The following is an 18,413-nucleotide window of genomic DNA, read 5'->3' as shown; positions in this document are numbered from 1 at the left end:
GCACGAGAAGCGTGCGGCGGGCGACGCCACCCAGGCGCCCCCCGCCGCACCGCCCGTGGACTACGAGCCGGGCACAGGTGCGGCGGCCTGGGCGAAGAGCGCTGCCTCGGGTGCCGGGGAGCCGGCCCAGTGCATGCGGGACCATGGGAGGGACAGTTCGTCCGTGCCGGTCACCGTCCGGGGTGCCAGGTCCTCGATCCGGGCGGCCTCCCGGTGCCGGGCGAACACGGTGTCCACATAGCGGTGGCCGGTGTCGGCGGCGAGGAACAGGGCGGTACGGGCGGGCTCTTCGCGGCGTTCCCACCGCGCGGCCAGGTAGGCGGCTCCGGTGGACAGACCCGCGAAGACGGCGTGCCGGCGCAGCAGGTCGACGTTGCCGGCGAGCGCGGCGTCGAAGGACAGCCAGTGCACGGTGTCGTAGAGGTCGTGGCGGACGTTGCCGAAGGGGATGGAGCTGCCGATCCCGGCGATGATGATCTCCGGGTCGGCGACGTGGTCGCTGCCGAAGGTGACACTCCCGAAGGGTTGAACGCCCACGAGCCGTACGTCGACGGCGCGTTTCCTCAAGTAGTGGGTGAGGGCGCCGGTGGAGGCGCCGGAGCCCACCCCGCCGACGAAGGTGAGCGAGTCGCCACCGATCCGGTCGTGGATCTGCTCGGCGACGGCTTCGTAGCCGAGGTAGTGGACGTCGTCGTGGTACTGGCGCATCCAGTGGTAGTCCGGGTGCTGCCGCAGGATCTCGCGTACGCGGGCGACACGGCGGTTCTGGTCGAGCTTGAGGCTGCTGCTGGGCGGCATCTGCTCCAGGTGGGCGCCGAGCACGTCGAGTTGGGCGCGCAGGGTCCGGTCGACGGTGGTGGAGCCGACGATGTGGCAGCGCATGCCGTAGCGGTGGCAGGCCAGGGCGAGCGCGTAGGCGTAGATGCCGCTGGAGCTGTCGACGAGGGTGTCGCCGCGTCGTACGGCTCCGGTGTCGAGCAGGTGGCGTACGGCGGCCAGGGCGGAGACGACCTTCATGGTCTCGAAGCGGAGGCAGAGCAGGCCGTCGTCGAGGCGTATCAGGTCCGGGCGTCCGATGGCTTCCGAGATGTGTTCGTCCACGGGGACTCCTCACTGGGGGACGTGAAGGTGGTGAAGGTGCGGGTCGGCGCGATGCCCTCGCGTTCCAGGGCGCGGGTGCACCGGCGCAGACCGTGGTGCAGGCCGGGTGCGCGGGGGTCGAAGAGGAGGCCGGCGACGTTGCCGCTGTGGGCGATCTGCACGCCGACGGCGCCCGTCGCGTCGGCGATGCCGGTGAGCGCGGTGAACTCGTCGTGGCGCAGGACGCGTTGGCGCAGTCGGGCGCTGGCGGTGCTGACCCGGCCGAGCAGGGCGGTGTCGGCGTCGGTCACCGCGCGTCTGAGCATCCGGCGCAGGTGCCCGTAGGCGGCGAGGTCGTCGTCGTGGTGGTGGAGCGCGGGGAGGGAGAGGGTGTCGACCGGCGCGCCGCCGGCGAGCGCGCACCCGACGACCACGGCGGGCGGCAGCGCGGAGCCCATCACTTCGAGGACGCGGCCCTCGCGCTGCGCGAAGAGCAGCGGACGTGACCCGTGCATCAGGGGGTCGCTGGCCCCTTCGGCGCGCACCGCGAGGCGGGCGATCGTCTCCGCGGGCAGCAGCACGCCCCAGGAGTCGGCGACCGCCCGTACGGTGGCGATGACGTCGCTGGTGGAGGATCCCATGCCGAGCCCGACGGGGAGGTCCCCGGCGAGGGTCAGCTCCCCGCCGCAGGGCTCCGCGTCGCGGCGCGCCGCGCACTCCCGTACCGCCAGGACGGCGGCCGCCCGCGCCTTGGTCCGGCCGGCGGGCGTCACCGTCACCTCCTTTGGTGGCGTGCCTGGCCGGCGCGCGAAGCGGGCGGTGGTGCCCGGTCCGTGCATGGGCAGCGTGACCAGTGCGTGGACGGGGCGACGCCGCTGGTCGAGGAAGACACCTTGCAGGATCTCGCCGTGGTGGCAGGCGGCGCGTCCGACGCCTTCCGTGTCACGGGCAGGGGCTCCCGGCCGGCGGGTGGCGGCCGTCATGTGCCGGCCGCCGCCCGGTAGCGGTACAGGGTGGTGGGTTCGGCGCTGAACTGGGAGAAGGGGAAGGGCTCCGCGGACAGGGCGGTCACGCCCCGCCCGAGGAAGGCGCGCGCCACGGCGCTGCCGGTCTGGGCGTAGACCACCAGGGGCACGCCGCGTTCGCGGCAGCGGGTCAGGACGGTGTCGAAGCTTCCGTTGCTGAGCGTCATGCCCGTGGCCACGACGGCGTCGGCGGTGTCGAGGACCTCGTGCATGTCGTCGGTGACCGGGTCGCCCCACTGGGTGGCGCGGAGGTTGAAGTCGCAGAGCAGGGGATCACCGCCGCGTTCGCGGATGGCCGCGACGAGCGGGTTGACCACCCCGATCAGGGCGACCCTGGCCCCGGCGTCGATGTCGAGGAGCCCGGCGATGGCCGCGTCCCGGGCCAGCGCCCGGGTCTCGGGTGTCCCGGCGGGCAAGGTGACCGGTTTCGCCTCCTGCGCCTCCCGGTGCGGGCGGACCGAGCTGAGGTAGGCGTCGAGCGCGGCGACCTTCAGCGGCTTCGGCGCCTCGCGCAGCAGCGTGTCGACGGAAGTGCCGGAGGCGTCGCGGCAGATGGAGGGGTCGACCTCGCCCGCCTCGAAGGCGCAGCCGCCGAAGGAGTCGCCCAGCCGGACGAGGACGTACTGGTTGAGGTAGGTGGTGTTGCCGCCGGCCAGGCGGGTGCCGTGGTGCACCCAGAAGACGCTGGTGGCGACGAGGTCGGCGGGGCGGGGGCCGTGCTCGCCGGCGAGGACGGCGGCCAGGAGTTCCTCGGTGTTCTTCATCGCTGTCCTCCGGGACGGGGGGTGTCGTGGGTGATGCGGAAGAGGTAGGTGAGCACGCCGTCCTGCCAGTCGTGGAGATGGTCGATCCGGGGACGGAGCCCGTGGTCCAGGGCGTGCTGGACAAGGGCGCGCAGGTCCGCGGTGTTGGAGGCGATGACGTGGATCTCGCCGCCGGGGGCCAGCAGGTCCTTCTCCGTGATCTGGGCGAAGAACGTCGCCAACAGGGGTGCGCCCACGCACACGTTGCGGACGACGTCGGGGTCGTCACTGACGGTCTGGCTGACGGCAGGCGGGTTGAAGGTGACGACGTCCAACTGGACGCCTTCGGGCAGAGCGTCGAAGACGTCACTCACCGCGGGGTGGAACGCGGGGCGCTCGCCGACCAGGCGCCGGTAGTGGCGGGTGGCGGCGGCCACGCTCTGGGGGTGGACGTCGAGCGCGTGAATTTCCCGGGCGCCCCGGACACCGGCCGCGACGGCCTCGACGCCCAAGCCGACACCCATGGCGGCGTACCGCAGGCCGCGGGTCTCGATACGGCCGTCGAGCACGCGTTCGTGGATCAGGCGGCTGGTCCAGCCGGGCAAAAAGACGCCGGGCGGGACGTCGAACGTCCAGCCGTTCCATGCGTAGGTGCGTGTGGTGTGCAGATCCGCCTTGGGCTGGTTGAGCGAGATGATCCGGTCGGCGGGCAGGGGCGGCGGCAGCTGCTCGAGAAGAGCCCGGCCGGTCGCGTCGGGGGTCATGTCCAAGGGTCCTTTCCTTGTCACCTGGCGGGGTGGCGCGCGGCCACGCCGAAGGACGGCCTGTCCGGCGGGCGTCGGTGGCTGCCGGACAGGCCGTGGCGTGCGGGGACTCAGCCCTTGAGTTCGCGCAGGTAGGCGGCGAACTTCTCCAGGCCGTCGATGTTGCGGGGGCCGCTGATGCCCTCGTTGTAGTCGAGGACGAAGAAGTTGCCCTTCTTCACGGCCGGGAGTTCCCTGGTGTGCGGGGACTTCCGCAGGAAGTCGATCTTCTTCTCGGCGGGCAGGTCGCCGTAGTCGAGGATGACGACGACTTCGGGCTCCGCCTCGGCCACGGATTCCCAGTTGACCTGGGTCCAGCGCTCGTCGAGGCCGTCGAAGACGTTCCTGCCGCCTGCCGTCTTGATGATGTCGTTGGGCGGTACCTGGTTGCCCGCGGTGAACGGCTGGTCGGTGCCGGAGTCGTAGAGGAAGACGGGCACGGGATCGCCGTCGGGGGCCTTGGCCTCGACCTTCGCCACGCGCTTCTTCATCGCGTCCACGACCTCCGTGGCCTTCTTCTCGACCCGGAAGATCTTGCCCAGCCGTTCGAGGTCGGTGTAGAGAGCGTCGAAGGGGCTCATCCGCTCGGGGTGGCCGGGGTAGTTGAAGCAGCTCTCGGTGTGCATGAAGCTCTGGATGCCGAGCTTGTCCAGGATCTCGGGTGTGATGCCCCGCTCGTCCTTGAAACCGGAGTTCCAGCCGGCCACCACGAAGTCGGACTTCGCCTCGACCACGACCTCCTTGTTCAGGAGGTCATCGCTGAGCATTTTCACCTTGGCATAGTCGGACGCCCATGGGGACTCACTCACCGGCGGGTTGGCGGGCGGCATCACGTAGCCGTACACGTGCTCGGCGAGGCCGAGGGCGAACAGCTTGTCCGCGCTGCCGCCTTCGTAGGCGACGGCCCGCTCGGGCACCGTGTACTCCACCGGTTCACCGCACCGCTTGACGGTGACCTTGCGGGACTCCTTGGCGTCCGAGGTGACCTCGGCACCACATCCGGTGAGCACCAGGACCGCGGCCAGCGCGGAGCCGAGAGCGGCGGGCCTTCGGACCGCGGCGAGGTTGCGGGTTGTACGCATGCGTGGAACAGCCTTTCAGCAAGTGGAGTTGAGCGCATACAGCAGCTGGGGAGCGCCGGTCAGCGGGTGGGGGACGACGCTGGCCCGGACGCCGAAGACGTCACCGACGAGGTCGGTCGTCAGCACGTCCGCGGGCGCGCCGGAGGCCACCAGGCGGCCTCGGGCGAGCACGCCGAGCCGGTCGCAGGCCGCCGCGGCGAGGTTGAGGTCGTGCAGGACGACCAGGACGGTGAGCCCGGAGGCGCGCAGCATCGTCAGCAGGTCGACCTGGTGGCGGACGTCCAGGTGGTTGGTCGGCTCGTCCAGGACGAGGATCTCCGGCTCCTGCACGAGGGCGCGGGCCAGCAGGACGCGCTGCCGCTCGCCGCCCGACAGCGTCAGGACGCCCCGGTGGGCGAGGTGGGCGATGTCGAGTCGTTCCATCGCCCGCTCGCACAGCTCGCGTTCCCGGCGGCTGAGCGCCTGGTTGCCGCGCAGATGGGGCGCGCGTCCGAGCGCGACGACCTCCTCGACCGTGAAGTCGAAGTCGACGCCGCCGTCCTGGGTCATGGCCGCGATGGTCCGGGCGCTGTAGCGCAGGGGCAGTCGTGTCAGGTCCTGCTCACCCACCCAGACGGTTCCGGAGCTCGGACGCAGTGCCCGGTACACGCACCGCAGCGCCGTGGACTTGCCGCTTCCGTTGGGCCCCACGAGCCCCACGACCTGACCGTCCGGCACCGTCAGGGACAGCGCGTGCACGAGACTCCTGCCGTCCGTCACCACGGAGAGCTCATCGAGTTCCAGGTCCATGTCAGCGCCCTCCGAAGGTGTAGCCCCGGCGTCGCATCAGGGCGATGAAGACCGGCACCCCCACGAGCGCGGTGATGACTCCCAGCGGCAGCTCGCGCGGGGCCACCAGGGTGCGTGCCGCCAGGTCGGCCCACACCATGAAGATCGCCCCGACCAGGGGGGCCACGGCGAGGACGCGGGCGTGCGTGGCACCGACGACCATCCGCACCACGTGCGGCATCACCAGACCGACGAAGGCGATGGCGCCGCTGACGGCGACCATGACGCCCGTCACCAGCGAGACGAGCACCAGCAGCACCTTGCGGTGCCGGTCGGGATCGAAGCCGAGGCTCGCGGCGGTCTCGTCCCCGAGCGACAGCACGTCCAGGGCCCGCCCGTGGCGGTACAGCACCGCGAGGCCGGCCGACACGACGGCGGCGACGACGGGCAGCGCGCCCCAGGTCGCGGCACCGAAGCTGCCCATGGTCCAGTACAGGACCATGCTCGTCGCCTCGCTGTCCGGCGCGAGGTAGATGATCAGGCTCATGACAGCCTGGAATCCCAGCGACATGGCCACGCCCGTCAGCACGAGGCGCAGCGGGGACAGCGCACCGCGGCCGGCCGAGGCGGCGTAGACCAGGAGCGAGGCGGCAAGCGCGCCGACGAAGGCGCCGACGGAGACGGCGTGGATGCCGAGCACCGCGAGGCCACCGGTGACCGTGACCCCGACCGCGCCCACGGAGGCGCCCGAGGAGACCCCGAGGACGAAGGGGTCGGCCAGGGCGTTGCGCACCATGGCCTGGATGGCGACTCCCACCGCGCTCAGCCCGGCCCCCACCAGTGCCGCGAGCAGCACCCGCGGTGTACGGATCTGCCAGATGATCTGATAGGTCGTCACCTCGTCGGCGCCGATGCGCCCCCCGCTGAGAGCCGCCCACAGGTGGCGAGCGGTCTCACCGGGGGTGACGACGGCCGGCCCGAGCCCGATGGCGACGACGACGGACACGAGCAGGACGGCGGCCAGCACGGCGCAACCGAGGACCAGCGCCTGGCGGGACGCGAGTCGAGCGCGCGCGGCCTTCCCGGACCGGGGCTCCCACGCCTCGGCGGGGGCGACCTCCTCCGCGCTCACGCCGGGCGAGGACGCGGAGCGCGCGAGCGGAGGTTGGTGCGGCACCTTCACGTCCCCTCATCACTCTCGTTAATGAAAATCATGTTCACAAGCAAGAACCTAGCACGCCGTCCAGCCCGGCAGGCAAGTGCGGATCGATCGACGCCCCTCGGGGTGAGCGAGCGGCCGGTGGCACTCTAATGGAAATGATTATCACTGCGATAGTGTGTCGTCCGCGCCGCGCTGCCCGGCGTCCGCCACAGCCGGTCCCGTCGCGCAACTTCGCCGCCCGGCAGGGACGTTGCAGCCGACCGCGCCCCATCCCCCGTCACCGACAGGACAGGAGCACTCCCCCGTGTCCACCCCCGCCCCCGCCGCCGAGTCGCATCCCGCCGAGCAGCGCTCGATCCTTCTCGACGTGGCCTTCCTCCGCCTCTGGACGGGCGCCACCGCCTCGGGCCTGGCCACCTGGGCCCTGCCCTTCGTCCTCGGCCTCGCGGTCTTCGACCGGACCCTTTCCGCCACGGACCTCGGCCTGCTGCTCGCCGCGCGCACCGTCGGATTCCTCGCCGCGGTGCCCGTGGCCGGAGTGCTGGCCGACCGGCACTCCCGCCGGGGCGTGGTGCTGTGGGCGGGTCTCGCCGCCGGAGCCGCGGCCCCCGTGCTCGCCGCCGGGCTGGGACGCTCGGTGCTGCTGATGACGGCGGCTGCCGCGGTGGCGGGAGCCGGCCAAGGCGCCTGCCGACCCGCCTACCAGGCCCTCACCGCCGAGGTGGTCGACGCCGGTCGCCGGCAGCAGGCCAATGCCGCGATGACCCTGGCGGTGCGGGTCACCACGCTGGTGGGCCCTTCCCTGGCCGCGCTGCTCGCCGTGTTCCTCGACACGTGGGCGCTGCTGTGGGGCATCGGGCTGCTCTGGCTCGTCGCGGCCTGCGTCCCCGGACCCGGTGCACGACCCGTGGCTGCGGACGACGCGCCGCGGCCTTCGCCCGGGACGGGCAGGGCGTCCTTCCTGGCCGAGTTCGCGGAAGGTGTCCGCGAGGCGCGCAGGCACCCCTGGTTCCTGGCCGGTCTGGGGGCGCTGACGGCCGTCATAGCCACCGGCTACTCCGCGACCGGCGTCGCCCTGCCCATGGTCAGCAGGGACGAGTACGGGACCGAGGTCGTTCTCGCGGGTGCGATGACGGCCTACACCGCCGGAGCGCTCGGCGGTGCGCTGCTGATCGCCCGCTGGCGTCCGCGCTCCCCCGGCCGGGCCGCCCTCGCCGGCCTGGCCTGCTACGGCTTCGCCCCGCTCAGTCTGGTGTTCCCCGTGCACCCGGTCGTCGTGATGGCCGCGTACGCGGTCGCCGGCATCGGCATCGAACTGTTCAACGTGCCGTGGTTCACCGCCGCCCAGCGCGAGGTCGCCCCGGACAGACTGGCCCGCGTCTCGTCCCTGGACTTCCTGCTCTCCTACGGCCTCGCCCCGGTCGGACTGGCCGTCATCGCCCCCGCCATCGACGCGTTCGGCGCCACAGCGGTCCTCGCGGCCTGCGCACTCGTCTGCTTCGCGGCACCGGCCACCGCCGCCTTGGTGCCCAGCGCCCGTACCTTCTCGACCGAACGAGGGTCCGGCGACGCCCGCCGCGGGCCCGGGTGAGGTGACCGGCCACCGCTGTCCCGGGCCTTTCCGGTCACCTCACGGCGCGGCCGATGAGTTTGCGGCGCGCGGGCGGTCCAAGCTCGTGACACCTCAGGAAAGGACCCCGACATGTCCGAGCTTCTCATCGACTTCATCACCTCCCTCGACGGTCACGCCTCGGGAAAGGGATGGCCCGGGTTCTGGGGTCTGGAGGGCCCGGAGTACCTCGCCTGGCTCGGCGAGCAGCCCGAGGCCACCTACCTGATGGGAGCGAACACCTACCGCCTCATGTCGGGCTTCGCCGCAGGGCAGGTCCCGGAGGGGCAGGGCGAGTTCCGGCCCGAGGAAGAAGCGTCCGTCGACGAGCTCACGCAGGCGTCCAAGGTGGTGTTCTCCTCCACACTCCAGGAGCCACTCACGTGGGCCAACTGCACACTCGTCCGCGGTGACGCCGTCGAGACGGTCCGCAGCCTGAAGTCCAGCGGCTCCGGGCTCCTCACCACGATCGGCAGCCTCAGCCTGTGCCGGTCCCTGCTCCGGGCCGGACTCGTCGACCGCTTCCGGGTCGTCATGTTCCCGGTGATCACCGGGGCCACGGGCGAGGAACGCATCTACGACGGCTACCCCGACGTCGCCCTCGAGATGACCGAGCACCGCACCTTCGACGGCCGCATCCAGCTGGTCGAGTACAAGCCGCGCGTGCTCGAGCGTCCCCCGCTCGACGTCCCCGCGTGAACGCCGTCGATCAGGGCATGGGGACGGCAGTCGCGCGCGCCGCCACCTGGCGCGTGAGGGGTGACCTGGACAGATCAGTGCCTAACGGTTGACGGACCGCATGCCTGCCTCGTCGTAGCGCTCACCGGCCGCCTCGGGGAGCTCCGCGTCGATGCGGGCCAGGTCGTCCTTCGTCAGGTCGACGTCGACGGCGGCGGCGTTCTGCTCCAGGTAGGTGCGGCGCTTGGTGCCCGGGATCGGCACCAGGTCCTCGCCCTGGGCCAGCACCCACGCGAGGGCGAGCTGGGCCGGGGTGACGTCCTTCTCGGCGGCGATCTCCTTCACCTTCGCCGCCAGCCGCAGGTTCGCCTCCAGGTTGGCGTCCTGGAAGCGCGGGTTCTGGCGGCGCCAGTCGTCGACGTCCAGGTCGTCCGGCGAGGTGAACCGTCCGGCGAGGAAGCCCCGGCCGAGAGGTGAGTACGGCACGAAGCCGATGCCCAGCTCCCTGCAGGCGGGCAGCACCTCGGCCTCCACGTCCCGCGACCACAGCGAGTACTCGCTCTGCACCGCCGTGACCGGGTGCACGGCGTGCGCGCGCCGGATCGTCCGTGCGCTCGCCTCACTCAGTCCGATGCCGCGCACCTTCCCCTCGGCGACCAGTTCGCCCAGCGCGCCGACCGTCTCCTCGATCGGCACGTTCGGGTCGACCCGGTGCTGGTAGTAGAGGTCGATGTGGTCGGTTCCCAGACGCTTCAGGGAGCCGTGGACGGAGCTGCGGACATGTGCGGCCGAGCCGTCCTGCGGGCCGACCGTGCTGCCGTCGCCCGGTACGGCGTCGTCCATCCGGTAGTTGAACTTCGTGGCGATCACATAGTCGTCGCGGCGCCCCCGGATCGCCTCTCCGACGAGGGACTCGTTGGTGAGCGGTCCGTACACCTGCGCGGTGTCGAGGAAGTTCACCCCGAGGTCGAGGGCGTGCCGGATCGTCGCGACGGCCTCGTCCTGGTCGGTGGTCCCGTAGAAGGCCGACATGCCCATGCACCCCAGGCCGACGGCCGATACCTGCAATTCCCGCAGACTGCGCTTCTGCATGTCGTGTCCCAGCCTTCCTGCACGTTTGATCGTCCTCGGGGGCGGCTCGCGCTCCGTCGTGTTCTCGACGCTACGACTTCGAGCGCACTCCAGGGCAAGTGACAGGCGACGGACGGGCGGGGCCGCCCGTGCGCGGTACCGCGCGCCCGCTCCTCCCGTCGCCGGTGACTGCATCCCCGGCGCGGTGCCGGGGCGAAGCAGGGGTGAATACGGGAACCGCAGAGGAGAGATCGTGATCGACACGGGCGTGGGCCGGGGCGCAGTGCCGCCGGGAAGCGTGAAACCGACCGCACGGGCCGGTGGTCACCGATGACGAGATGGACACCCCGGCCCGACGGCGGATGGCCCGCGGGTAGATCCTGCTCCCACACCTGGACGGCGGATCCGCCCCCGCTGACTCGGGCGTGCCCGCCCTGCGCGGCGCGCGGACGCGCACCGGCCGGCCTGCTGCTGTGCCTGACCTGCGGCCATGTGGGCTGTGACGACAGTTCTCCCGGCGCTCACGCCACGGCCCACTTCGACTCCAGCGCTCACCCCGTGGCACGCACCCTGGCAGGTGACCGGCCATGGGCCTGGTGCTACGAGGACGAGACGTACCTGGACCCGCCGGAACGGCCGGAGCCGCCTCCCGCGCCGCGGCCGCCCGAGTCGGTGTGGGACTACCCGCGGCCGCCCGTCCTGCGGGAGGACGACCGCGAGGTACGCGTGGAGTGGGCCGGCCAGGTGCTGGCCGAGACCCGCAGGGCCGTCCGGGTACTGGAGACCAGCCATCCCCCTGTGTTCTACATCCCTCCGGAGGACGTACGGAGGGAGCTGCTCTTCCCGGCGATGGCGGAGCGGACCTGGTGCGAGTGGAAGGGCTCCGCCCGCTACTGGGACGTCGTCGTCGGGGACGCCGTACGCGCTCGTGCCGCCTGGAGCTACCCCCGTCCCGAGCCCGGCTACGCGCTCCTTGCCGACTTCTTCGCCTTCTACCCGAGCCGCATGGACCGCTGCACGGTCGACGAGGAGGAGGTCACGGCGCAGGAGGGTGACTTCTACGGCGGCTGGATCACCGCGGAGGTGCGGGGACCGTTCAAGGGCGCCCCGGGCACCCGGCTGTGGTGACGCGGCGACGCGTGGGGGTGTCGGGGACGCGGGCGGTGAGCGTCACGACCACCCGGGACAGGAGTGCGGGGTCCTGACGCCCGTACGGCAGGGTACGCTCCGGCAGGTGACGAACACCGGTATGGATGATGCGCAGTTGAACCGGCTGTGGGGGGCCGTCTGCGCCTTTGCCGGGGTCTTCTTCCTCCTGTGGGCGATGTCCTGGGTCAACGCGAGCGTGCTCCATGAGGACCTGCAGAATATCTGCGGGGATCTGCACACGGCCCGCTTCCCCTTCGAGAAGTCGTGCACGCGGGAGGACGGCACCGTCGAGGGCGCGAACAGCCTGCTGTTCGAGGGGCTCTTCTTCGGCTCCATGGCTGCCGGAGCTGTGTGTCTGGCGGTCGCCTGCGGGGTCGAGCTCAATCGTCACCGCCGGCCTGGCCCGCCGCGGGCGTAACCCTCGGCCGGTTACGACCCAGGTCGGTCTCGACCGGAGGCGAAGGAGCACTGAGTACCGCCATGGCTGAGGTTCGGACACTGACCCGGGTCGTGCAGACGTGTGCCGGGCACCCGTCGCAGTGGGATGCCTGGACGGCGGACGGACAGTACCTGTATCTCCGGTACCGGCACGGTGAGGGTTCCGTCGAGTGGCATTCCGGCCCCGGCGACGACGCCGACACGCCGGAGTCCTGGGAGGAGGGCCGCTCAGGGGTCCTGACCGAGTGGGACGACGGCACCGGCGGAGGTGTCATCGAACTCGAGGACTTCCTCGCGGCGGCGGGCCTGGCGTTGGCGCCGGATGCCTCGGTGCGTACCCACGGTCCGGCGGTGGACCCCTGACCGGCCCGGTCACCGGTCGCGCGAGGAATGCCCCGGCACCACCGACATGCGCATGGACACCGGCAAATGACCGTGTCGCGGCAGTGGCTCTGGCAGAGTCGAGGCGTGTTCAGCACTGCCGCCCTCCCGTCCGCATGACCCCTGCCGAGCAGCGCGCCGAAGGCGCGGGACCGTTCACCACCCGGCTCACCTGGCAGCCGCCCGGCGGTGGCACCGCCGTGTGGGAGTCGAGGCCTGCCCGGCGCCGCGGCATCATCGCGGCCCGGCCGGCCGGCCGGCACACCGGTGTCGGCGAGCGCGCGCTCGCCGGGATGCGCAGACTCAACGCCATCGCGGCGACGGCCTTCGTGATCGGCGGCGCCCTGTTCACCGCCGGTGCCGCCATCGCCCAGTTCGGCTCCGGGGACGCCACCACCTGCGCCTCCGTCTACTTCGCCGGCGGCGTGTTCTTCACCACCGGCGGATACGTCAGCCTGCTCCAGGTCGTCAACGCCCCGCGTCATCAACCCGGCGGCGACGGGCGCCTGTTCACACGGGACTGGCGCTGGTGGAGCTACGAACCCGCGCGGGTGGACTGGCTGAGCACGTTCGTCCTCTTCGCGGGCACGCTGGTGTTCGCCGTCGACCTGCTCGACTCGTTCCTGCAAGGGCTGAGCGTGCGGCAGATCAACCGGCTCGTCTGGGCCCCGGACGTGATCGGCTGCCTGCTGTTCCTGATCTCCGGCCACCTCGCCTTCGTCGAGATCTGCCACCGGGGGTGGCCGTGTCTGCGCCGGCGCAGCCTCGGCTGGTGGATCGTCGCGGTGAACCAGCTCGGCTCGATCCTCTTCATGATCTCGGCGCTGGCCGCCTACACCCGCCCCGCCACCGGCAGCCTGATCAACGCCGACATCGCCAACTGGGGCACCCTCCTCGGCGCCGGATGCTTCTCCGCGGGCGGCCTCCTCCAGCTGTTCGAACGCCCCTGACCCGCGGGTGTTCCGCCTGCCGGTGGAATTCGCACCGGCACCGCGGGCATTCGGCGGCGTCGACGGGCTGCATGATCACCTCGGCTGTCTCATGGAGGCATGCCCAATCCTTCTCGGCGCACCCTGCTGCGCGCCTCGCTCGCCGCGTCCGGCGGGGGCCTGCTGTCCTCCTGCACCGGCTCGGACCGTGTGCCGCGCTCCGGCCCCCAGGGGTACGGCGGCAGGAACGCGTTCGTCCCGGACGGCCCACGGGGGTACGTCAACCCGTCCGACCCGGAGGTCCTCGCGGCCGAGCGCGCCCGCGGTTCCGGGCCGGTCCGCACGTACCGCATCACGGCGGCCGAGGCGTCACTGGACCTGGGCGGGCGTACCGTCCGGACGTGGGCCTACGACGAGGCGCTTCCGGGGCCGCTGGTGCGCGCGAGCGCCGGCGAGGTGCTCGACGTGACCCTCGCCAACCGGCTCCCGGCCGTCACGGCACTGCATTCCCACGGGGTCCGGCTGCGCTGCGACATGGACGGGGTCGCCGACCTCACCCAGCCGCCCGTCCGGCCCGGGACCGACTTCCGCTACCGCTTCACGGTCCCCCACCCCGGGACGTACCTGATGCACTCCCACGTCGGGATGCAGTCGGACCGCGCCCTGTACGCGCCGCTGATCGTCGACGACCCGCGGGAGCCCCTGGCCTACGACGCGGAGTGGATCGTCGTGCTGGACGACTGGCTCGACGGAGTGCAGGGCTCCACCCCCGAGGAGGTGCTGGACCAGCTCAGGCCGGGTGACGCGAGGGGCTCGGGGCACGCGGGGATGGGTGCGGGCCACTCGGGCTCGGACTCGGACTCGGGCTCGGGCTCGGGCTCGGGCCGAGGCGGCTCGACGCGTCCGACACCCGGCCGGAAGGCCGCGGGTCCCTCCCGGGTGCTGCACCGGGCACGCAGCCGGATGCTGCACGGACCGGCCGGCCACGTCGCCTATCCCCACTATCTGGTCAACGGCCGCCTGCCCGAGAGCCCGTCGGTGTTCCGCTGCCGCCCCGGCGACCGCATCCGGGTGCGCATCATCAACGCCGGCGCCGAGACGGCCTTCCGGGTCGTCCTGGGCGGCCACACCATGACGGTGACGCACACCGACGGCTATCCCGTGCAGCACAGGAGGACCGACGCCCTGCTCGTCGGTATGGCGGAGCGCTACGACGTCCTCGTCACCGCCCGGGACGGCGTCTTTCCCCTGGTGGCGCTGGCCGAGGGGAAGAGGGGGCGGGCCCTTGCCGTGCTGCGTACGGGCAAGGGAGCGCGGACGCTTCCACCGGTCACCGCCCGCCCGGACGAACTGGACGGACGGACCGTGGCCGCGCGGCGCCTGGTGCCGGACGAGTCGGTGGCCCTGGAGCACCGGGAGCCCGACCGCGAGCTGCGCATCCGCATCACCGGCGGCATGGAGAGGTACGACTGGGGCTTCGACCACCGGGCCTACTCGCCGCAGCGGCGCCATGCCGTGCGGGCCGGTGAACGGGTGCGCCTCACCCTCATCAACGCCACCGACATGTGGCATCCGATGCACCTGCACGGGCACACCTTCGCCCTCACCGGCCTGGACGGGGCCGGCGCCAGGAAGGACACCGCGATCGTGCTGCCGCACCGGAAGCTGGTGGTCGACCTGGACGCGGACAACCCCGGGCTGTGGATGCTGCATTGCCACAACCTGTACCACTCGGAGAGCGGGATGATGACAGTGCTCGGCTACCGCAGGTGAGAGCCGCGCCGCCCGGACGGCGACCGCGCTGGGGCCAGTAGGCTCTGGTCGTGGCGGAGGCCCGCGAGCCGCCGCCGGGGGCTTGGGCGGCGGTCGGTGAAGCACCGCACCGCGGTCCGTCGGGGAGGGGAAGCGCGATGATCGCTGCTGAGTACGGTTACGAGGTGCTGCCCGGAGTGGCGATGGACACGCCGGGCGTCGAGGACGTGCTGCGGCGTCGTGAGCGAGGCCTGCGGTGGGGCGTCCTGGCGCTGATCGCCGAGGTGCTGCTGCTGGTGGCCGTGCTGTCCTTGGCCGGTCCCGGGTCCGCCGCCGGTTCGGTCACCGCCGCGTGCGTGGTCCCCGTCATCGCGGTCACGGGCGGTCTGACGCTGCTGTGGCGCCGGGCGCGACGCCGGGAGCGGCTGGTGATGTCCACCTACGGCTGGCAGGTCTGGCCCGTGCGGACGCAGGAGGTCCGCGTGGTCGCCGCCGAGGGTGAGCGGGCCGGGGGCCGCCGCTGGGGGACGGACGGGCGGGTGGTGCTGCTCCAGCCGGACGGTCAGAGCCACTGCTCCTTCCCCGTCCCCGCGGACGGCTGGGACGGCCCGCGTCCGCGGGGGTCCGGCCCGGCGGACCGGGTGTGGTTCGCCGGGGACACCCGGTTCGGCGGCATGGTGGCCGAACCGGGCGGGCTGCCCTTCCGCTACGTCGTCCGTGCCACGCCGGGACGGCGCCGCGGTACTGGAGCGGAGGACGAACTGGCGCGCCGCGCGGGCCTGATGCCCCGCAACCGGACGCGGTAGGCGCTCGGCGCTCGGTGCTCGGCGCCTGGCGCGCGGCGCTTGGCGCTCGTCGCTCGTCGCTCGTCGCTCGTCAGGGTTTGCGGGCCATTCCCGCGGCGATGAGGTGTTCCCAGACCGTGAGCTCTCGTCCGCCCCACGGGCCGTCGGTCTCGTCGGGACGCCACAGCGACGCGGGGACTATGCCCGGGTCGAGGATCTCCAGGCCGTCCAGCAGGGAGGCGATCTCCGCGTCCGTGCGCCACCGGCCGCGACCGAACGTCTGCTGCAGCACCTTCTCGGCCTGCGTCGTCTCCGGGTTGTCGCCGGAGCGGAAGTGGCTGATGAAGAAGTGGCTGCCGCTCGGGACGTGGTCGCGCCAGTAGCGGACGATGCCTGCCGGGTCCTCGTCGTCGTTCACATGGTGGAGGATGGCGCTGAGGATGACGGCTACGGGGCGGGAGAAGTCGATGATCTCCCGGGTGGCCGGGTGGGAGTGCACGCCCTCGGGGTCGCGCACGTCGACCGCGACGACGCGGGTCCGGTCGTTGTTCTCCAGCAGTGCACGGCCGTGGACCAGTACTTGGCCGTCGATGTCGACATAGACGACCCGGGACTCGGGCGCGTGACGCTGCGCGACCTGGTGGACGTTGTCCGCGGTCGGCAGCCCGCTGCCCAGGTCGATGAACTGCCGGATGCCGGTGGTCCTCGCGATGTCCGCGACCGCCCGGACCAGGGCCGCCCGGTTGGCGAAGGCGATGGCGACCGACCCGGGCAGATCGCGCTTGAACACGTCGCCGATCTCCCGGTCCACGGCGTAGTTGTCCTTGCCGCCGAGCAGGTAGTCGTAGACGCGGGCGATGCTCGGCCTGGTCGGGTCGATGTAGGAGCCTTCGTACGTCATGGGGGCCATTCTCCCCGGCAACCGGGCCCGCGCACCCGCGCTTTCGCCACTCCCACCTCTCGGCGGCCCGGGCGCGGGTGAAGCGTCGGCTCAGCGCCCCCAGCGCAGCAGCGTCGTGCCCAGCGTCATCCCCCCGCCGAACCCGGCCAGCAGCACCAACTGCCCGTCTTCCAGGCCCTTTCCGTCGGCGCGGGCCGCGTGGTGAAGGGCGAGCGGGATCGACGCCGCGCCGGTGTTGCCGTGCCGGTCCACCGGCAGATGCACCCGCGCCGCGGTCAGTCCCAGGAGGGCGGTCACCGACTGGAGCATCTCCCCGTTGGCCTGGTGCGGCACGAAGTGGTCGACCTCGCCGGGCCGGACGGAGAACCGCTCCAGTGTGGCCGTGACCGCGGCCGGCAACTCCCGTTCGACGAACTCACGCACCAGGCGGCCCTGCATGCGGAAGTAGTGCTCGCCGCGCGCCACGGACTTCTCCGACGCCGGCTGCCTGCTCCCGCCCGCCTGCACTCCGATCAGCCCGTGCAGATGCCCGTCGGTGCGCATCGCCGTCCCCACCAGGCCCCGGCCCTCGCCCACCGGCCCGATCACCACCGCACCGGCCCCGTCACCGAACAGCGGCGCCGTCCTGCGGTCGGCCGGATCGATGATCCGTGAGTACACCTCCGCACCGATCACCAGCGCACAGCGCCGCCGTCCGCCGCCGGTCCCGCCGGACTCGCCGTCGTCGACGGCCAGCAGCCGGGCAGCCGTGTGCAGGGCGGCCACAAAGCCGGCGCACACCGCGTTGACGTCGAACGCGGCGGCCCCGAAGGCGGCCAGCCTGTGCTGCACCAGCGCGGCGGTGGCCGGCTGCGGATGGTCCGGCGTCGACGTCGCGACGATGATCCAGGCGAGTTCGTCGGCCCGTACCCCGGCATCCGCCAGTGCCCGGGCTCCTGCGTGCGCGGCCAGGTCCGAGGCGGCCTCGTGATCAGCGGCGTAACGCCGTTCCACGATGCCGGTCTTGCGTGCGATCCACTCCGCGCTCACCCCTGCGCGGCGGCCCACCTCGGCGTTGGTGACGACCCGCTCGGGCAGATACGCGCCGGTGCCCCACACCCCGATCGGGCCCACCGCACGCGCCGTCATGACACCACCGCCGGACGCACCGCGGACCCCAACTGCCTCCGGATGGTGGACAGCACTCGGTGCTGCTCCCCGACGAGGAAGAAGTGTCCGCCGGGCAGCACGTTCAGCTCGAAGGAGGACGTCGTGTGCGCCCGCCACGCCCGCACCTGCTCCGGCGTCGCCTTGGGATCACGGTCGCCGGTGAAGGCGGTGATGGGGCAGGTGAGCGCCGGCCCGGGCCGGTAGCGGTAGCGGCGCACCGCTCCGTAGTCGGCGCGCAGCGCGGGCAGGATCATCCGCAGCGTCTCCTCGTCCTCCAGCAACTGCGGGCCCGTGCCGTCGAGTCGGGCTATCTCCGTCAGGACCTCTTCGTCGGTGACGGGCTGGTACTCGCCGGCGGTGTCCAGCGACGGCGCGCGGCGCCCGGAGACGAACAGCCGCGACGGCCCCCGCCCGGCCGTCCGCAGCCGGCGCGCGGTCTCGAAGCCGACGAGCGCGCCCATGCTGTGCCCGAACAGCGCGTACGGTTTGTCCGTCCACGGCTCCAGGGCGTGCGCGATCCGCTCGGACAGGACGTCGAGATCACCGAGCGGGCTCTCGCCGCGCCGGTCCTGACGCCCCGGGTACTGCACTGCCAGCACCTCGATCCTCGGGGACAGCGCACGGGCCACGGGGAAGTAGAAACTCGCCGAACCGCCCGCGTGCGCCAGGCACACCAGCCGCACGGGCGCCTGGGGGGCGGGGAAGAAGTTCCTGAGCCACGGACTGTCACCGTGGTGTGCGGTCATGGCGTCTCCTCGACGTCTCCCGGGCGTGCGTCACCGAGAGCATGTGCCGCCCTCGCCCCCGCGCACCTCCCCTGACACCCCCCTGAATCGCCCCCTCGATCGCCGGGCGGAAAGTCAGGGGGTGGTCCGGGGTGGTCCCGTCCGGCCGGGGGCCCGCACGCT

Annotated in this window: 19 protein-coding genes; 8 read left to right on the top strand and 11 right to left on the bottom strand. The window is 72.3% G+C overall.

Going from position 1 to position 18,413, the window contains the following annotated elements:
- Positions 1 to 60: 60 nt before the first annotated feature.
- The 7 genes from ACZ6ZN_RS19075 to ACZ6ZN_RS19045 all read right to left on the bottom strand — a co-directional run bounded on the left by ACZ6ZN_RS19075 (position 61) and on the right by ACZ6ZN_RS19045 (position 6,546).
- On the bottom strand, positions 61 to 1,101 hold the full coding sequence (locus ACZ6ZN_RS19075) for a pyridoxal-phosphate dependent enzyme (protein WP_469647658.1): 1,041 nt from the start codon (positions 1,099 to 1,101) through the stop codon (positions 61 to 63).
- Entirely contained in the window at positions 1,059 to 2,063 is a 1,005-nt protein-coding gene (locus tag ACZ6ZN_RS19070) for a GHMP family kinase ATP-binding protein (protein WP_469647656.1), read from the bottom strand. The genes ACZ6ZN_RS19075 and ACZ6ZN_RS19070 overlap by 43 nt, the downstream gene beginning before the upstream one ends.
- Complete coding sequence (locus tag ACZ6ZN_RS19065) at positions 2,060 to 2,869, bottom strand: Rossmann-like domain-containing protein (RefSeq protein ID WP_469647654.1); 810 nt, start codon at positions 2,867 to 2,869, stop codon at positions 2,060 to 2,062. Before ACZ6ZN_RS19065 ends, ACZ6ZN_RS19070 begins: the two co-directional genes overlap by 4 nt.
- Positions 2,866 to 3,612: a class I SAM-dependent methyltransferase gene (locus tag ACZ6ZN_RS19060; protein ID WP_469647653.1), complete on the bottom strand. Its 747-nt coding sequence runs from the start codon at positions 3,610 to 3,612 to the stop codon at positions 2,866 to 2,868. Before ACZ6ZN_RS19060 ends, ACZ6ZN_RS19065 begins: the two co-directional genes overlap by 4 nt.
- Positions 3,613 to 3,722: 110 nt before the next feature.
- On the bottom strand, positions 3,723 to 4,733 hold the full coding sequence (locus tag ACZ6ZN_RS19055; RefSeq protein WP_469647650.1) for an ABC transporter substrate-binding protein: 1,011 nt from the start codon (positions 4,731 to 4,733) through the stop codon (positions 3,723 to 3,725).
- 15 nt (positions 4,734 to 4,748) lie between these two features.
- The gene (locus tag ACZ6ZN_RS19050; protein ID WP_469647649.1) at positions 4,749 to 5,522 is read right to left on the bottom strand and encodes an ABC transporter ATP-binding protein; all 774 of its coding nucleotides are present in this window, start codon (positions 5,520 to 5,522) and stop codon (positions 4,749 to 4,751) included.
- A gap of 1 nt (position 5,523) precedes the next feature.
- Positions 5,524 to 6,546, bottom strand: a complete 1,023-nt coding sequence (locus ACZ6ZN_RS19045; RefSeq protein WP_451879986.1) for a FecCD family ABC transporter permease — start codon at positions 6,544 to 6,546, stop codon at positions 5,524 to 5,526.
- Positions 6,547 to 6,967: 421 nt separating this feature from the next.
- On the opposite strand from ACZ6ZN_RS19045, the gene ACZ6ZN_RS19040 reads away from it, so the two are divergent.
- Together ACZ6ZN_RS19040 and ACZ6ZN_RS19035 are read left to right on the top strand one after the other, a co-directional pair.
- Positions 6,968 to 8,254, top strand: a complete 1,287-nt coding sequence (locus ACZ6ZN_RS19040) for an MFS transporter (protein ID WP_469647646.1) — start codon at positions 6,968 to 6,970, stop codon at positions 8,252 to 8,254.
- Between the two features lie 111 nt (positions 8,255 to 8,365).
- Complete coding sequence (locus ACZ6ZN_RS19035; protein WP_469647643.1) at positions 8,366 to 8,971, top strand: dihydrofolate reductase family protein; 606 nt, start codon at positions 8,366 to 8,368, stop codon at positions 8,969 to 8,971.
- 81 nt (positions 8,972 to 9,052) lie between these two features.
- Here ACZ6ZN_RS19035 and ACZ6ZN_RS19030 read toward each other — a convergent pair whose 3' ends face one another.
- A complete protein-coding gene (locus ACZ6ZN_RS19030; protein WP_451879981.1) occupies positions 9,053 to 10,042 on the bottom strand; it encodes an aldo/keto reductase in 990 nt (329 codons plus the stop codon).
- A gap of 309 nt (positions 10,043 to 10,351) precedes the next feature.
- Here ACZ6ZN_RS19030 and ACZ6ZN_RS19025 point away from each other — a divergent pair, with 309 nt between their 5' ends.
- From ACZ6ZN_RS19025 to ACZ6ZN_RS19000, 6 genes are all read left to right on the top strand, one after another.
- Positions 10,352 to 11,149: a DUF427 domain-containing protein gene (locus ACZ6ZN_RS19025; RefSeq protein ID WP_469647641.1), complete on the top strand. Its 798-nt coding sequence runs from the start codon at positions 10,352 to 10,354 to the stop codon at positions 11,147 to 11,149.
- Positions 11,150 to 11,255: 106 nt separating this feature from the next.
- Positions 11,256 to 11,588 (top strand): hypothetical protein, encoded by a 333-nt coding sequence (locus ACZ6ZN_RS19020; RefSeq protein ID WP_469647638.1) that lies wholly within the window; start codon positions 11,256 to 11,258, stop codon positions 11,586 to 11,588.
- A gap of 62 nt (positions 11,589 to 11,650) precedes the next feature.
- Positions 11,651 to 11,971 (top strand): hypothetical protein, encoded by a 321-nt coding sequence (locus ACZ6ZN_RS19015; RefSeq protein ID WP_398111610.1) that lies wholly within the window; start codon positions 11,651 to 11,653, stop codon positions 11,969 to 11,971.
- 134 nt (positions 11,972 to 12,105) lie between these two features.
- The gene (locus tag ACZ6ZN_RS19010) at positions 12,106 to 12,939 is read left to right on the top strand and encodes a hypothetical protein (RefSeq protein WP_469647635.1); all 834 of its coding nucleotides are present in this window, start codon (positions 12,106 to 12,108) and stop codon (positions 12,937 to 12,939) included.
- Positions 12,940 to 13,038: 99 nt separating this feature from the next.
- Positions 13,039 to 14,691: a multicopper oxidase family protein gene (locus ACZ6ZN_RS19005; RefSeq protein ID WP_469647632.1), complete on the top strand. Its 1,653-nt coding sequence runs from the start codon at positions 13,039 to 13,041 to the stop codon at positions 14,689 to 14,691.
- A 137-nt stretch (positions 14,692 to 14,828) separates the two neighbouring features.
- Positions 14,829 to 15,476 (top strand): hypothetical protein, encoded by a 648-nt coding sequence (locus tag ACZ6ZN_RS19000; RefSeq protein WP_469647630.1) that lies wholly within the window; start codon positions 14,829 to 14,831, stop codon positions 15,474 to 15,476.
- Between the two features lie 70 nt (positions 15,477 to 15,546).
- On the opposite strand, the gene ACZ6ZN_RS18995 is transcribed toward ACZ6ZN_RS19000, so the two are convergent.
- The 3 genes from ACZ6ZN_RS18995 to ACZ6ZN_RS18985 form a co-directional block, all read right to left on the bottom strand.
- Positions 15,547 to 16,365 (bottom strand): SAM-dependent methyltransferase, encoded by an 819-nt coding sequence (locus tag ACZ6ZN_RS18995; protein ID WP_451879917.1) that lies wholly within the window; start codon positions 16,363 to 16,365, stop codon positions 15,547 to 15,549.
- Between the two features lie 81 nt (positions 16,366 to 16,446).
- Positions 16,447 to 17,484, bottom strand: a complete 1,038-nt coding sequence (locus ACZ6ZN_RS18990; RefSeq protein ID WP_469647627.1) for a 3-oxoacyl-ACP synthase III family protein — start codon at positions 17,482 to 17,484, stop codon at positions 16,447 to 16,449.
- The gene (locus ACZ6ZN_RS18985; RefSeq protein ID WP_469647624.1) at positions 17,481 to 18,251 is read right to left on the bottom strand and encodes a thioesterase II family protein; all 771 of its coding nucleotides are present in this window, start codon (positions 18,249 to 18,251) and stop codon (positions 17,481 to 17,483) included. The genes ACZ6ZN_RS18990 and ACZ6ZN_RS18985 overlap by 4 nt, the downstream gene beginning before the upstream one ends.
- Between the last annotated feature and the right edge of the window lie 162 nt (positions 18,252 to 18,413).

The organism is Streptomyces sp. NPDC053665, from assembly GCF_055585285.1.
Note: the sequence above shows the minus strand (reverse complement) of the source record. Positions and strands in the feature narration are given on the sequence as shown.

Excerpts from the sequence above, each read along its gene's own strand:
- ACZ6ZN_RS19070 (WP_469647656.1), bottom strand. The coding sequence starts at position 2,063 with ATGACGGCCGCCACCCGCCGGCCGGGAGCCCCTGCCCGTGACACGGAA.
- ACZ6ZN_RS19065 (WP_469647654.1), bottom strand. The coding sequence starts at position 2,869 with ATGAAGAACACCGAGGAACTCCTGGCCGCCGTCCTCGCCGGCGAGCAC.
- ACZ6ZN_RS19060 (WP_469647653.1), bottom strand. The coding sequence starts at position 3,612 with ATGACCCCCGACGCGACCGGCCGGGCTCTTCTCGAGCAGCTGCCGCCG.
- ACZ6ZN_RS19055 (WP_469647650.1), bottom strand. The coding sequence starts at position 4,733 with ATGCGTACAACCCGCAACCTCGCCGCGGTCCGAAGGCCCGCCGCTCTC.
- ACZ6ZN_RS19050 (WP_469647649.1), bottom strand. The coding sequence starts at position 5,522 with ATGGACCTGGAACTCGATGAGCTCTCCGTGGTGACGGACGGCAGGAGT.
- ACZ6ZN_RS19035 (WP_469647643.1), top strand. The coding sequence starts at position 8,366 with ATGTCCGAGCTTCTCATCGACTTCATCACCTCCCTCGACGGTCACGCC.
- ACZ6ZN_RS19030 (WP_451879981.1), bottom strand. The coding sequence starts at position 10,042 with ATGCAGAAGCGCAGTCTGCGGGAATTGCAGGTATCGGCCGTCGGCCTG.
- ACZ6ZN_RS19025 (WP_469647641.1), top strand. The coding sequence starts at position 10,352 with ATGACGAGATGGACACCCCGGCCCGACGGCGGATGGCCCGCGGGTAGA.
- ACZ6ZN_RS19015 (WP_398111610.1), top strand. The coding sequence starts at position 11,651 with ATGGCTGAGGTTCGGACACTGACCCGGGTCGTGCAGACGTGTGCCGGG.
- ACZ6ZN_RS19010 (WP_469647635.1), top strand. The coding sequence starts at position 12,106 with ATGACCCCTGCCGAGCAGCGCGCCGAAGGCGCGGGACCGTTCACCACC.
- ACZ6ZN_RS19005 (WP_469647632.1), top strand. The coding sequence starts at position 13,039 with ATGCCCAATCCTTCTCGGCGCACCCTGCTGCGCGCCTCGCTCGCCGCG.
- ACZ6ZN_RS19000 (WP_469647630.1), top strand. The coding sequence starts at position 14,829 with ATGATCGCTGCTGAGTACGGTTACGAGGTGCTGCCCGGAGTGGCGATG.
- ACZ6ZN_RS18995 (WP_451879917.1), bottom strand. The coding sequence starts at position 16,365 with ATGGCCCCCATGACGTACGAAGGCTCCTACATCGACCCGACCAGGCCG.
- ACZ6ZN_RS18990 (WP_469647627.1), bottom strand. The coding sequence starts at position 17,484 with ATGACGGCGCGTGCGGTGGGCCCGATCGGGGTGTGGGGCACCGGCGCG.
- ACZ6ZN_RS18985 (WP_469647624.1), bottom strand. The coding sequence starts at position 18,251 with ATGACCGCACACCACGGTGACAGTCCGTGGCTCAGGAACTTCTTCCCC.